The organism is uncultured Methanobrevibacter sp. (assembly GCF_902764455.1).
Classification (GTDB): Archaea; Methanobacteriota; Methanobacteria; order Methanobacteriales; family Methanobacteriaceae; genus Methanocatella.
On record NZ_CACWVY010000051.1, the window covers coordinates 1 to 12,430 of the forward strand.

Here is a 12,430-nt window from a genome sequence, read left to right on the forward strand (position 1 = left end):
TTTTAAAACCATAAATAAAACAACCACAAAGATTAATCTCTATAATAAAAGATTGTACTTCATAGTATATAAAATTAAAGGAAAAATAAGCGAAAAAAATTAAAAATCAATGGGAGTCATGTCCCATCCTGACAGTGTTTAAAAAAAAATAGGAAAAGAAATGATTATTCTATGAGCTGTTTTAAATCATTTCTAATAATGGAAGTCGCATCAAAACCTTTGATTGCATCGACCATTTCAGGGAATTTTGCCTTAGGTATCAATACATTGATTTGTGAAAAATCAGAACCTGGAGTAATTGTAGGTTCATCGGCACATAACTTGTTTTCAACCAGATAATTAGATACTTCCTCAATTTTTGAGTTTTCAATATTGAATTTTACATCAAAATATTTTTTAGCTGTAATAGCACCCAACAATTGCTTAAAAATCATTTTTGCCTTTTCAAGTTTTTCATCAGTACAATGTTCACTGGCATAAAGGCCTGCTGAGGAATGTAATATTGTTTCTATCTCTTTTAAACCTGCTTTTCTTAAACTGCTTCCAGTTTGAGTATTGTCAACAATAAAATCAGCACCTTTGGCAATATAAACCTCAGTTGCACCATCAGAGTTGATGACCTGCACCATCTCATTATCACCGTCAGTCAAACCTCTGACCTGAACAAATGGTACTGCATCACCATAAATTTCTTGATAAACTTCATTTTCCATGATAAATTTTCTAGTTAAATTCGGATATTCTGTAAAACATAAAATTGGAGTTTTTCTATCCTTATTTGCTCTGAAAAAGTCAGATAAATTATCATATGGAGAATCTTTAGGAACCGCAACAATCAAACGGGTTTTACCATAATCCAAATCACCTAGTTTAACAGTGTTGGTTGGTCTTAAAACTGATTCTTCCTTAATCCAATCTTCTCCAACAATAGCTATATCAACCATTCCCCTGTTTAACTCAACAGGAGTGGATTGCGGACGGGTTAAAAATGCTATAATATCGTCATCATTTAAGATTTCAATTTCGTAAGATTCATCACCGGGTTCGTATCCGTTGACTTCATAACCTGCATCAACAAATAATTGATGAGTATTTCCTCTTTTTACATTATTTAAACTTCCCTTTGGAAGTCCTAAAATTATCTTATCATTCATAGTAATACCTAAAATAAGATTATAATTTAAGATATATATTTATTGTGATGATTTAAAAAAAGGAAAATAATTGTGACATTATTCGCATCTTCAAGGACAGTGTATATGATTAATTCATTTTAGGTTCCTATTACATGTACATGAACCAGTTTGCAAAAGAACAAGAATGCAAAGCATTGCATCAGATGTAAAATAGATCTTGTTAAAATTACAGTTATGATATTTATGCCTATTATATTGATGCCTGCACCATATTATCTTAAAGATAATATCAGACATGCCAAGCGATTAAAAAAAAGAGTAAAAAATAAGGAATTAAAATCCTTATCTTTAAATTAATCCAAGTTTTATAGCTATTTTTCCCATTTACCAGTGACTTTCAATCTTTTGGCTTTCTGGAACTATTTTACAGCGTGTTGTTTCCATATTTGATATATTCCATTCTATGAATTTATTCAAATTTTTATTATAACTAAATTAGCACCTTCAACGATTAAGGATATTCCGATTAATATTGGAGCAATAATCGGGTTGTTAATTGTTAAAGCACCAAGAGCAATCATGACAACTGCCAGAATTATCATTATAATTGAAAGGGCTTTTGAAATTTGTTCTCCTGAAAATAGACCTGCTATACCCATTAAAATCATTAAAAATCCTATGATATAGAATTGTAGAGACATGATTACTGGTATTGCAAATATATTGGTTGTGAATATGAATCCGAATATTACAGCCAATATTCCTGATAGAACAAGGAGAGCTCCCATTCCAGTTCCGCCAAAAATTCCTGTAATTATTGAAAAAATACCTAATAACAGGAAACTTATTCCCAATATGGTTGAAGCAAGAGCAGTACTTAAAACAGGACACACAATAAATATTAATCCCAATATTATTGACAGGATACCAAAAATTTGATTCATGTTCATTTTCTCACTTCTTAGTTTTTATTTTCTAAAATCAAAATTCATTTTATATAAAATATGAATTTCAATATATATTTATAGAGTTAATTAATATTAAAATATTATGGTTTATCTATATTAAAAAAAAACGATTGTTCGGTATTTTGTAAAATTAAAACTTATACACTTCCAAAGCGATTTACAAATATTCAATACACAAGATACAATAATATTAAACTAATTGTTATAACTGAAAACACTCAAAATAGCTAAAAAAAAGAAAAAAATAAAAATGAGCGATTAACACTCATTGTTTTTTTGGCTTCTGCAGCCGCAGTATCAGAATGAAAACAAAACCCATCAGAATAGCAGTTACCTGCATTACAAATGCCATAGTATTCTGAACGATGATGTTTACAATATCTACAACAGTACTGTTGCCTTTAAGATCATCAATAGTACCGACTTTTTGGAAGTAATCCAAGACGTCTTGCTGGAATTGTTCATCTCCTGAATGATCAGGTGCGTAGACATCTACTGCAGTGCTGATACCTCCCATAACTCCAAGAATTAGAATTATTCCGATAATTGCTGTACCCATTGATTCACCTAATGACTGACCGGTTGAATTAATACCTGATGCATTGTTTTGACTTTCAGCAGGAATATTGGATATTGAAATATCAGTACATAAAGACATGACAAACCCAAGTCCGGCACCCAGTACAAAGAGTCCAGGCATTAAAGTAAATATTGTTGTGTCAAGTCTGAATTGATAGCTTAACATCAAACATCCGATGATTGCCATTATACATCCTATTGCCATGACTGCCTTATGACTAAATTTTCCGGTTAGACTTGGTGCTATTATTGCAAAAATAAGCAGACCGACAGTCATCGGAAGTGTAGTCAAACCTGTGTCAAATGCATTTAACTGCAATACACTTTGCAAGAACAGAGAAATTGCGAACAATGCCCCACCCATTGCAAGAAAACTCATTAATAAAACTAAAGTTCCTACACGTAAATTTCTGTCTTTGAATAAGTCCATATCAAGTAACGGCACTTTGCCACTGTTTTTTCTTTTGATTTCGAAGTATGCAAATGCTGCTAAAACAATTATAGCTACTACAATCATACCCAAACTTGAATTGAAATCTTTAGACAGTGATAAAATACCTAGAACTAACAATATAAGACCTATAAATGAAATTATAGCACCAGTAATATCCAAATCACTTCTGGATTCAGTAGGTGCGAAATCAGGTATTTTATTTCTAAATATTAAAATAACGAAAACAACTATTAATTCACAAGCAAATCCGTATCTCCAACTTAAAAATGTTGTCATGACCCCTCCGAAGAGCGGACCGATAGCAGCTGCTACTGCACCCATTACCCCAACAATTGCCAATGCTACTGTACGTTTTTCACCATGATAGGTTCCGCTTACAATGGAAATGGTAGCAGGCATCATTAATGCTCCTGCAACACCTTCTATAGCAGCCCATCCGATAAATAATATTGTGGCATTAAAACTTACTGCTGCGGTGAATGTACCAATACCGTAAAGTGCAGTACCGATTAAAAAGAGTTTCTTTTTACCGACGATGTCCTGAAGCTTTGCACTCAAAAGCATGAATGCTGCAGTGATGAGAGTATAAAATGACATGGTCATTTGAATGGTACTCACATCAGTATTTAAATCCACAACAACCTGTGAAATACTCACATTCATGAATGTAGCGTCCAAAGCTATAATAAAGGAAGCTAAAGCAACCACAATTAGCGGAAGCCATGAGTGTCCTTTAACTGTTTCATTCATTCATTAATCCTCCAATAATTATTAAGAATAATATTAAACATAAAATAATGTTGATTTTGTATGTTCAATATATATCTTATTTAATATTTTTCTTTTAGTTGTTTAATAAAGTTTTTGTTGCTTAATTATCCAATACTATGAAATTAGTTACAATTTTCAAATATAACAGAACGTTCGTTCTCTATATCATTTCATAACATTAAAATATAATTAAAGAGGGTAAAATGCAAAATAAAATCAGACCGGACTTCTCAACTGAAAACATTGCCGAATCATTGGTTATGTTATATGGGAATTCAATATTCTTGGTTAATTTTCGCAAATGATGAACTGAATTCATTTTTGAGAAAAACTTTGATATGACATGACAGGCCATCAAATGCAGTGAAACTATTTTTTAATAATCTATTACAAAAAAAGAAAAGAGATTAATTGTGATATGCTTCACAACTTTCTCTATTTAATGCATGTTTGTGAACATGCATATGCTTAATTCCATTTTCAGTTTCGATTTCATCAAGAATTTCAACACCCTCGTGGGAATGTGTATGTTCCCCATCGTTATGGAAGTGGTAGTGAGAGTGTTCGGTATTTTTGGTATCTATTTTTTTGACTGAATCATCGAATTTTCTATCATACAACAATGCTGCATTTAAAACAACAAGACATGAACCTGCATTATGAACGATTGCACCAGTTACAGGATTTAAAAGTCCTAATACAGAACATACAATAGCCACTGCATTGATTGTCATTGAAATTGCAATATTGGCTTTGATTGTAAATAATGTGGAATTTGACAGTTTTTTAAGATATGGAATCTTACCTATGTCATCACCTAAAAGTGCAATGTCTGCAGCTTCGATTGCAACATCACTTCCGACAGATCCCATTGCAACACTTACATCAGCTGTTTTGAGTGCAGGCGCATCATTTACACCGTCACCAATCATACAGACCTGTTTGCCTTCGCTTTTGAATTTTTCAATCCATGAAAGCTTTTCTTCAGGCAGTAAATTACCATAAACCTTTCCAATTCCAACCTGTGATGCAAAGTAATTAGCAGTTTCTGTGTTATCACCAGTAAGCAATACTGTTTCGGTTCCAAGTTCATGCAAGCTGTCAATCATCTGTTTGGAATCTTCACGTATTACATCGGACAAACCGATAAGACCAACGACTTCACCATTCAATGCAACAATAATTGAGGCCTTACCTTCATTTTTTAATTTATTAAACTGTGCATCAACATTTACATCAATATTGTTTTCTGATAGAAATTTGGAGTTTCCTGCATATACATTACCATAAGAATTATTACATGTGACTCCTTTTCCAGGATACATTTTAAAGTCTTGTGGTTCTTCAATGTCGATTTCAGCTTCTTTTGCATTGTTTACAATAGCTTTAGCCAATGGATGTTCACTTAATTTCTCACATGAAGCTGTGAGTTTAAGCAGATCCAACTGGGTTAAATCCTCTTTTAAGGCAATAACATCAGAAACTTCTAAATTACCGTAAGTTAAAGTTCCGGTTTTATCGAATACCAGAGTATTAAGACCACCCAGGGTTTCAAGGGCTTCACCTGATTTGATTAAAACACCGTATTTTGTTGCCTGACCTATTGCTGCCATAATTGCAGTTGGTGTTGCTAAAATCAATGCACATGGACAGAATACTACAAGGACAGTTACTCCCCTTTCAATATTGCCTGTCACAAGCCATGCCACAATAGCTATTATCAATGCAACAGGAACAAGCCATGTTGCCCATTTATCTGCAATTCTTTGAGTTGGTGCCTGCTTTTCATCGGCGGCCTTTACAAGGTCAATCAATTTCTGAAGTGATGAGTTTTCACCCAGACTGGTTGCCTTAATATCAATTGCACCATACATGTTCATGGTTCCGCAGAATACCTCATCTCCAACTTCTTTATCAATCGGCAGAGATTCTCCTGTCATGATTGACTGGTCAAGTGATGAAGTTCCGCTTATTATTTCACCATCTACCGGAACGCTTTCACCTGGAAGAATTCTTAAGGTATCTCCGATTTTTATCTCATCAACAGGGACTACCTCTTCCACACCATCAACAATTCTTCTTCCAGTTTGAGGAGTTAAATTAATTAAATTTCTTAAACCTTTTTTGGCCCTCTCAACTGTCCAGTCTTCTAGGAGAGCCCCTAATGCCATAATCCATGCAACTTCACCTGCAGCAAATATCTCACCGATCATAAGTGATGCAACCATAGCTATTGCAATCAGCAGTGCAGATGAAATCCATTTTTCACGAATAAGCCTGGTCAAAGCCAGGAGCAACATTGGAATACCACTTATGATTACTGTTCCCCATGCGGGGTTTAAATAAACAGGAGTGTCTATTCCAAAAATCATAAAAATAACTGCTATTAATAGGAATATGCCTGAAACAATGGTCATTTTTAGTCCGAATAGAAAGTCAGTTATTTCATCAATCACACAAAACACCTCTAAGTATTACTTTTTTTGAATTTATTTAAATACCCAGTATTACTCAAAAATTTTTTAATGAGGTTTGAGCAAAATTCTGAAACTTCTTAAAAAATTAAATTCAGTAACTACTAACAGCCAAAAAGTATTACTTTTTTTGAGTTCATTTAAATACTCAGTATTACTATTTATTATTTTGACCTAAGAAGTATATAAAAGTATTACTTTTTTTGAATTCATTTAAATACCCAGTATTACTGGTAAAAATAATGTAAAGTATTTTTTCTATTTAAAAAACCTGAAGTTTTTAATTCAAAAATAATCCTATTATCTAAAAAAAGAAGTGTTATGTCAAATAATTGAGCTTTAAAAAAAAAAATTAGGGATTGATAATATCCAGAGTCTTTCTGGCAAAGACTCTGTCTTTTTCCTTTACATCTTCTGACAACTCAGAATAAGAAACCATATACTCATCCCATCTTTCTAACTTACTGGAAACATTTGAAAGGATTAGCTTTTCATCATCACTTAATCTGGACATGCAATCATCATCCAATTTTTCATGATTGAAAGCAAGGCATACAAGTCTTTAGAAACAGCTCCTGCCCACTCACACCACTGTTCATGTTCAAGAGCAGATAATTTTTCTAAAATATCATCATCCATAAATATCACTAAGGTTTCATGGCCAAATCCATTATGCTGAATGGATCTCCCTCTTTTCTAGGTGCAGGTCCGCCCATTCCAAATGCAGACTTGGCAAATTCCTTGTTCATTCTTTTTGAAACTTCGCCGAAAATCATCTTATATGCAGTACATTGCGGGTCAACCGCCTGAGGAGTCTGGTATGCTACAATTGCATTATACGGACAACCCCCTTCACAGTATTTCTTATATCTGCATTTTTTACAGTCATCATCAACAAAGTCTCTGAATTCCTGAAGTTTTGCCCATGCATCGGATTCTTTTAAATCATCAAAGCTGGGATTGCTTTTGACATTTCCCAAAACATATTCAGACATTCCAACAAATCTGTAACACGGATAAATTGAACCATCGGAACCTACAGCCAGTGTAGTTCCAATACAATCGGCAAATGTACAGAGTGTTCCTCTTCTTCTGAGTGAAGACTTGCAGATATGGTCCAAATCCATAATTGAGAATTTATCCAAATCATAAAGGTATTTATCCAGCCAGTTAACAAGGAGCTTTCCGTGCTCTTCCTGGTCAAGTGCCCACGGGTCTGCATTGTCTCCCCTGAGTGACGGAAGTGCAGCATGGATTTTCAGATTCATCTTTTCGCCTTTGAAAAAGTCATATAATTCATCGGAGAAATCCTTGGAGTAATCCGTTACTGTTAAAACAAAGTTAATAATAAGTCCTTTGCTTTTGGCAAGTTCATATTTAGACATTGTTTTGTCAAAGTAGCCGTCTCCTCTTTGATAATCATTGATTTCTTTTGGTCCGTCAATACTTGTACTTACAACAACATTGTATTTTACAAAAAGGTCAATTAAATCATCGGTTAAAAGCCATATGTTGCTTTGGAGTGAAAAACCTTCAAAATTCTCCAATTTCGAGAGTTTTTCCAGTGCATATTCATAAAAATCATAGCCTGCAAGGAGAGGTTCTCCTCCATGGAAGGTAAAGTGAACTTTATCATCCCTGAAATCACCCAGCCAGTCAATTATCTGGTCGATAATTTCTGTGCCCATCATTTCCTTTTTATTTTCAGATCCCCAACAATATTTGCAGTTTGATGGACAATTCAATGTTGGAATAATCATTACATGAAATGTCATTTTATCCGTAAACTTTGTTTAATTCATTTAATAATTTCTTTTTCTCATCTTCGTCCATGTTCTCATTTACAAAGAAGATATAGCCGCATTCTTCACATTTTACAGTGTCCATTTCTGCATGAGCCCTGTGATTATCTAAGAGTTTTCTGTGAGCTATCTTATCTTTTGAGCCGCATTTTGGACATGGTGCTATCAATTCTTCGAGTTTCATTATTTTCACCTTTAATTAATATTTCTATTTTTGAAGTATATAATGTTATAGATAATAGAAAAGTTTAAATAAGATGGTTAAATGGCAACAATTCTACCAAATGGCTTCAACAAGCTTTAAATATGATAATAATGAATAATAATTATTAAATTAATATTTAGAGGGGTTAAAATGCCCTATGATTATTATGACTTATTTGTTAAACAAAGAAATAATAAAGTTTTTACAGAAACTTCAAATATTGTCCGCCAGAAAATATGGAGAGAAAGCTTTGATGTAGTTAAATCTCAGGAATGGGAAGAACTGACTGAAAGAATAAGAAAAAATTAGCGGTTTAAAAATTTAACAACCTGTCTGTAAATTGGAAATCCGACATGCTGAACAACAGGCAATATAAATTTCAGTCCAGGTACTTCAAACTCTTTTTTAACTTTTTTAAGCTCGGATATTATATCCAATTTTTGAGGACATTTTCTCAAGCACTTTCCGCAGCCGTTACACTTACCTGCATTGCCCTCATTTCCCATAATTCCGCCAACATACTGATAATAATCCATAAAAGACTGATTAATTAAACCTTTATGTCCAAACAGATATTTTTCATTATAAATCTTCATGCATTCAGGAATGTTAATGCCCTGAGGGCACGGCATGCAGTACCCGCATGTTGAACAGTTAATTTTAAGGGAGTTTCTCAATACCCTTTTTACATACTCGATTGTTTCCATTTCCTCAAAACTCAATGATAATGGAGTTATTTTTTCAGCAACAGCAATATTTTCATCAATCTGTTCTATTGAATTCATTCCAGACAAAACACATGTAACATTCGGATTATTTAAAACCCACTCCAAAGCCCACTGAGCATTAGTTTTATTTGGATTGGCCTTTCTGAAAACCTCTTCCGCTTCAGACGGCATCTTGCCTGCAAGAATACCTCCCTTTAAAGGTTCCATTACAAAAATACCCATTCCCTTTGAAGAGGCATACTGAATTCCTTCAGTACTGGCCTGAACATTATCATCCAAATAGTTATACTGGACCATTACAACATCCCAGTCATAGCCATCAATGATTATTTCAAATTCTTCCTTTGGACCATGATATGAAAAGCCGACATGCTTTATTTTACCGTCAGCTTTTGCTTTGTTGATAAATTTAATCAAATCCCTTTTAAGCAGTCTGTTTACAGTTTTTAAATCAACTGCATGTATCAAATAATAATCAATTGAATCCCTCTGAAGGCGGTTGAGCTGTTCATCCAATATTTCTTCCATGTCTTCATATTTTCTAACGTTAATGGAAGGCAGTTTGGTGCATAACTTAACTTTATCCTTATACTCGCCCTGAAGGACTTCACCTAAAAAAGTCTCGCTATCTCCGTAAAGATAAGCTGTATCAATAAAATTTACTCCACTATCTATTGCATGATAAATCTGTTTTCTAGCAATTTCCCGATTAATTTTACCATTTTTCAAAGGTAATCTCATTGCTCCAAATCCCAATGGAGATATTTCATCACCTGTTTTTTGAATTAATCGATTTTGCATAGTAATCAGTTTTAAAAAAAAAAAGTTTTTGAAAAGTTATTTTGGGAAAAATAACTTATTCGTTTTCTATGATAATTTCTCTCATATACTCAATCAAATCATCCTTGGAGTCGTCATCGTCCATTGCAAATTCAATTGAAGTTTTTAACCATTCGAAACGATTACCTATATCGTAGGTTTTTCCTTCAAATGTAACTCCATATATTGCATCCAATTTTTGAAGAGCATCTGTCAGCTGAATTTCACCACCGACTCCAGGTTCGGTTTCATCAATTTTATCAAAGATATCCGGAGTTAGAACATATCTTCCCATTATAGCAAGATTTGACGGTGCCTGATGAGCTAAAGGTTTTTCAACAAGTTTTTCAATATTGTAAACATTGTCTTCAACTTCTGTTCCTTTGATGATACCATATCTTTCAACCTTTTCTTTAGGAACTGCTTCAAGTGAAATTGCAGACGCATCATACTTGTCATGCACATCAATAAGCTGTTTGGTACATGGTGTCGGACCTTTAGTAATTGAATCTCCTAAAAGAACTGCAAAAGGTTCGCCGCCGATATGCTTTTTAGCACAGTAAATTGCATCTCCAAGTCCCCTCTGTTCTTTTTGTCTTACATAACAGATATCAGCAAGGTCAGTGATTGCACGGACTTGTCTTAAACGGTCATCCTTACCTGCACTTTGCAAGGTCTGCTCAAGTTCAAATGATTTGTCAAAATGGTCTTCGATAGATCTTTTGTTTCTACCAGTAACAATTAGAATATCATCAATACCTGAAGCTACAGCCTCTTCAATAACATACTGAATTGTAGGTTTATCATAAACAGGCAACATTTCCTTTGGTTGCGCTTTAGTAGCAGGTAAAAATCTTGTTCCAAAACCTGCTGCCGGAATTACAGCTTTCATAAATTATCACCATAAAGTTTTAATTAATAATAACTTTTAATTTAATTAGTTATATAAGTTATGAAAACAGTCCCCTAAAAACCATAACAATACTTAAAAAAATAATTAATTAAAATTACATTTGCATTGCTTTTTTTGAATAATTTTAATTGGAATTGACATTAACGATTATCATCACTAAAATCTATGCCATCCAAAAACAGACATATATATCTTCAGAGGAATCTAATTGAAAAATCAAAAATAGCGAATGTTAATGTGAAATCCGCAGAATCACAGTGTAAACATTTCATAGAATTACTTAGCACCGATTACACGGTTAACATACTTTACCCTGCTCAACAGCGCCATAATTAACCAGCATATCAAAAGGCCAAAGACAAACATGAGGAAAACATCAAGTTTAAATCTGTTATACAAACCAAAGTATTTTAAAAAGCATGTAACAACAAATAGAACGGAAGTGTGAATCATATATATTCCGTAACTGTATGAAGCTATTGAACCGACTGCCTTTTTGAAAATGGAGCTGAGCTTTTCGGGAACCTTATTGTGCAAGACTTTCTTTTCATCCAGATTTCTAAACAATAAAAATACACCGATTACTTCAACCGCCATGACTATTGAATATCTGTCAAAGTAGTGAATTGATTGTGTTGATGAAAAACAATAACTTAAATAGACTTCTACAACTGCAGATAAAATAATCAGTAAAACAGGGAAATACAAGTTATTGAATATCTTTCTTTTAGTGTGTCTCAAATAATATCCCAAAACAACCAAACCCAACGGACTCATAAAGAAACTTAATTGTACTGGAAACGCTATTTTCAATGTGTAATCGAATATGCAGGTTATTAACCAAAAAATCAAAAAGTATTCGGCTTCTTTTAAATCTGAATGCAATAACCATTTGTTGATTATCGGCATGGCAAAATATGTTCCAAGTATCATCCAGAAGAACCAGTATGATGTAAATATGGATTGGGCCCTCCAGGCACCCACTATGTAATTTATAATATTTTCAAACGTAAATGCCTTGATTACATGAATAAAGGAAGGTGCAAAATATTGCATCAATATTAAAGTAGAGCTCAAAACAAAACCCCAAAATATAAACGGCAAAATAATTCTAGGCAGTCTTTTACCTAAAAATGATCTGATTTCCCATTGGCGGCCTAATGAAAGAGCTCCGGACAACATTAAAAATAAATCCACACCAATTCTGAAAAAATTATCTGAAAATGCAGCTATAAACCAGTTAATAGGGGCATTGCAGAATACTCTGCAAAAACAAAAGCCTCTCTTCTTGAAAAAATGTGAATTAGCATAACACAAATTATTGCAAGTGCCCTTAAGGCATCAAAATAAAATATCCTCTTTTTTGGTTTAGCTGCAGTCTGCATATTTTCCTCTTAAAAATCTATAAATAAAGTCTTTTAAAATTAGTATTTAACTTTTCTTATTTAAAAATATTATAGTGTTTTTCTTAAAGTTTTTACCTTTTTTTGTTTAATTTTTTTGTTGGTTATTTCTTATCAAATGCTCTTGGGCAAATTATATTTTTTATTATGTGGTATATTAGTTATTGTTGTTATGTGG

13 protein-coding genes are annotated in these 12,430 nt (G+C 33.2%); 1 reads left to right on the forward strand and 12 read right to left on the reverse strand.

The genetic code is table 11. The features are described 5' to 3' along the window. Positions 1-164 precede the first annotated feature (164 nt). The 8 genes from QZU75_RS11485 to QZU75_RS11520 all read right to left on the reverse strand — a co-directional run bounded on the left by QZU75_RS11485 (position 165) and on the right by QZU75_RS11520 (position 8,368). Positions 165-1,154, reverse strand: a complete 990-nt coding sequence (locus QZU75_RS11485) for an ATP phosphoribosyltransferase (protein WP_296883880.1) — start codon at positions 1,152-1,154, stop codon at positions 165-167. Between the two features lie 455 nt (positions 1,155-1,609). Next, a complete protein-coding gene (locus tag QZU75_RS11490) occupies positions 1,610-2,086 on the reverse strand; it encodes a DUF308 domain-containing protein (protein ID WP_296883882.1) in 477 nt (158 codons plus the stop codon). Between the two features lie 283 nt (positions 2,087-2,369). Next, on the reverse strand, positions 2,370-3,887 hold the full coding sequence (locus QZU75_RS11495; protein WP_296883883.1) for an MFS transporter: 1,518 nt from the start codon (positions 3,885-3,887) through the stop codon (positions 2,370-2,372). 428 nt (positions 3,888-4,315) lie between these two features. Continuing rightward, positions 4,316-6,364, reverse strand: a complete 2,049-nt coding sequence (locus QZU75_RS11500) for a cation-translocating P-type ATPase (protein ID WP_296883885.1) — start codon at positions 6,362-6,364, stop codon at positions 4,316-4,318. Positions 6,365-6,734: 370 nt separating this feature from the next. Then, complete coding sequence (locus QZU75_RS11505; protein WP_296883887.1) at positions 6,735-6,896, reverse strand: hypothetical protein; 162 nt, start codon at positions 6,894-6,896, stop codon at positions 6,735-6,737. Further along, entirely contained in the window at positions 6,884-7,021 is a 138-nt protein-coding gene (locus QZU75_RS11510) for a hypothetical protein (protein WP_296883889.1), read from the reverse strand. The genes QZU75_RS11505 and QZU75_RS11510 overlap by 13 nt, the downstream gene beginning before the upstream one ends. Positions 7,022-7,029: 8 nt before the next feature. Continuing rightward, positions 7,030-8,157 (reverse strand): TIGR04083 family peptide-modifying radical SAM enzyme, encoded by a 1,128-nt coding sequence (locus QZU75_RS11515; protein WP_296883890.1) that lies wholly within the window; start codon positions 8,155-8,157, stop codon positions 7,030-7,032. A 1-nt stretch (position 8,158) separates the two neighbouring features. Further along, positions 8,159-8,368 (reverse strand): TIGR04165 family Cys-rich peptide, encoded by a 210-nt coding sequence (locus tag QZU75_RS11520; RefSeq protein ID WP_296883892.1) that lies wholly within the window; start codon positions 8,366-8,368, stop codon positions 8,159-8,161. Between the two features lie 171 nt (positions 8,369-8,539). On the opposite strand from QZU75_RS11520, the gene QZU75_RS11525 reads away from it, so the two are divergent. Next, a complete protein-coding gene (locus tag QZU75_RS11525) occupies positions 8,540-8,698 on the forward strand; it encodes a hypothetical protein (protein WP_296883894.1) in 159 nt (52 codons plus the stop codon). On the opposite strand, the gene QZU75_RS11530 is transcribed toward QZU75_RS11525, so the two are convergent. From QZU75_RS11530 to QZU75_RS11545, 4 genes are all read right to left on the reverse strand, one after another. After that, positions 8,695-9,918, reverse strand: coding sequence for an aldo/keto reductase (locus QZU75_RS11530; RefSeq protein ID WP_296883895.1), 1,224 nt, complete (start codon positions 9,916-9,918; stop codon positions 8,695-8,697). The two genes, QZU75_RS11525 and QZU75_RS11530, sit on opposite strands and share 4 nt — an antisense overlap. A gap of 55 nt (positions 9,919-9,973) precedes the next feature. Continuing rightward, the gene (gene galU, locus QZU75_RS11535; protein ID WP_296883896.1) at positions 9,974-10,828 is read right to left on the reverse strand and encodes a UTP--glucose-1-phosphate uridylyltransferase GalU; all 855 of its coding nucleotides are present in this window, start codon (positions 10,826-10,828) and stop codon (positions 9,974-9,976) included. A 297-nt stretch (positions 10,829-11,125) separates the two neighbouring features. After that, positions 11,126-12,094, reverse strand: a complete 969-nt coding sequence (locus QZU75_RS11540) for an acyltransferase (RefSeq protein WP_296883898.1) — start codon at positions 12,092-12,094, stop codon at positions 11,126-11,128. Continuing rightward, complete coding sequence (locus tag QZU75_RS11545; protein ID WP_296883900.1) at positions 12,079-12,234, reverse strand: hypothetical protein; 156 nt, start codon at positions 12,232-12,234, stop codon at positions 12,079-12,081. Before QZU75_RS11545 ends, QZU75_RS11540 begins: the two co-directional genes overlap by 16 nt. Positions 12,235-12,430: the final 196 nt, after the last annotated feature.

Excerpts from the sequence above, each read along its gene's own strand:
- QZU75_RS11490 (WP_296883882.1), bottom strand. The coding sequence starts at position 2,086 with ATGAACATGAATCAAATTTTTGGTATCCTGTCAATAATATTGGGATTA.
- galU (WP_296883896.1), bottom strand. The coding sequence starts at position 10,828 with ATGAAAGCTGTAATTCCGGCAGCAGGTTTTGGAACAAGATTTTTACCT.
- QZU75_RS11520 (WP_296883892.1), bottom strand. The coding sequence starts at position 8,368 with ATGAAACTCGAAGAATTGATAGCACCATGTCCAAAATGCGGCTCAAAA.
- QZU75_RS11495 (WP_296883883.1), bottom strand. The coding sequence starts at position 3,887 with ATGAATGAAACAGTTAAAGGACACTCATGGCTTCCGCTAATTGTGGTT.
- QZU75_RS11510 (WP_296883889.1), bottom strand. The coding sequence starts at position 7,021 with ATGGATGATGATATTTTAGAAAAATTATCTGCTCTTGAACATGAACAG.
- QZU75_RS11505 (WP_296883887.1), bottom strand. The coding sequence starts at position 6,896 with ATGTCCAGATTAAGTGATGATGAAAAGCTAATCCTTTCAAATGTTTCC.
- QZU75_RS11545 (WP_296883900.1), bottom strand. The coding sequence starts at position 12,234 with ATGCAGACTGCAGCTAAACCAAAAAAGAGGATATTTTATTTTGATGCC.
- QZU75_RS11530 (WP_296883895.1), bottom strand. The coding sequence starts at position 9,918 with ATGCAAAATCGATTAATTCAAAAAACAGGTGATGAAATATCTCCATTG.
- QZU75_RS11525 (WP_296883894.1), top strand. The coding sequence starts at position 8,540 with ATGCCCTATGATTATTATGACTTATTTGTTAAACAAAGAAATAATAAA.
- QZU75_RS11515 (WP_296883890.1), bottom strand. The coding sequence starts at position 8,157 with ATGACATTTCATGTAATGATTATTCCAACATTGAATTGTCCATCAAAC.
- QZU75_RS11485 (WP_296883880.1), bottom strand. The coding sequence starts at position 1,154 with ATGAATGATAAGATAATTTTAGGACTTCCAAAGGGAAGTTTAAATAAT.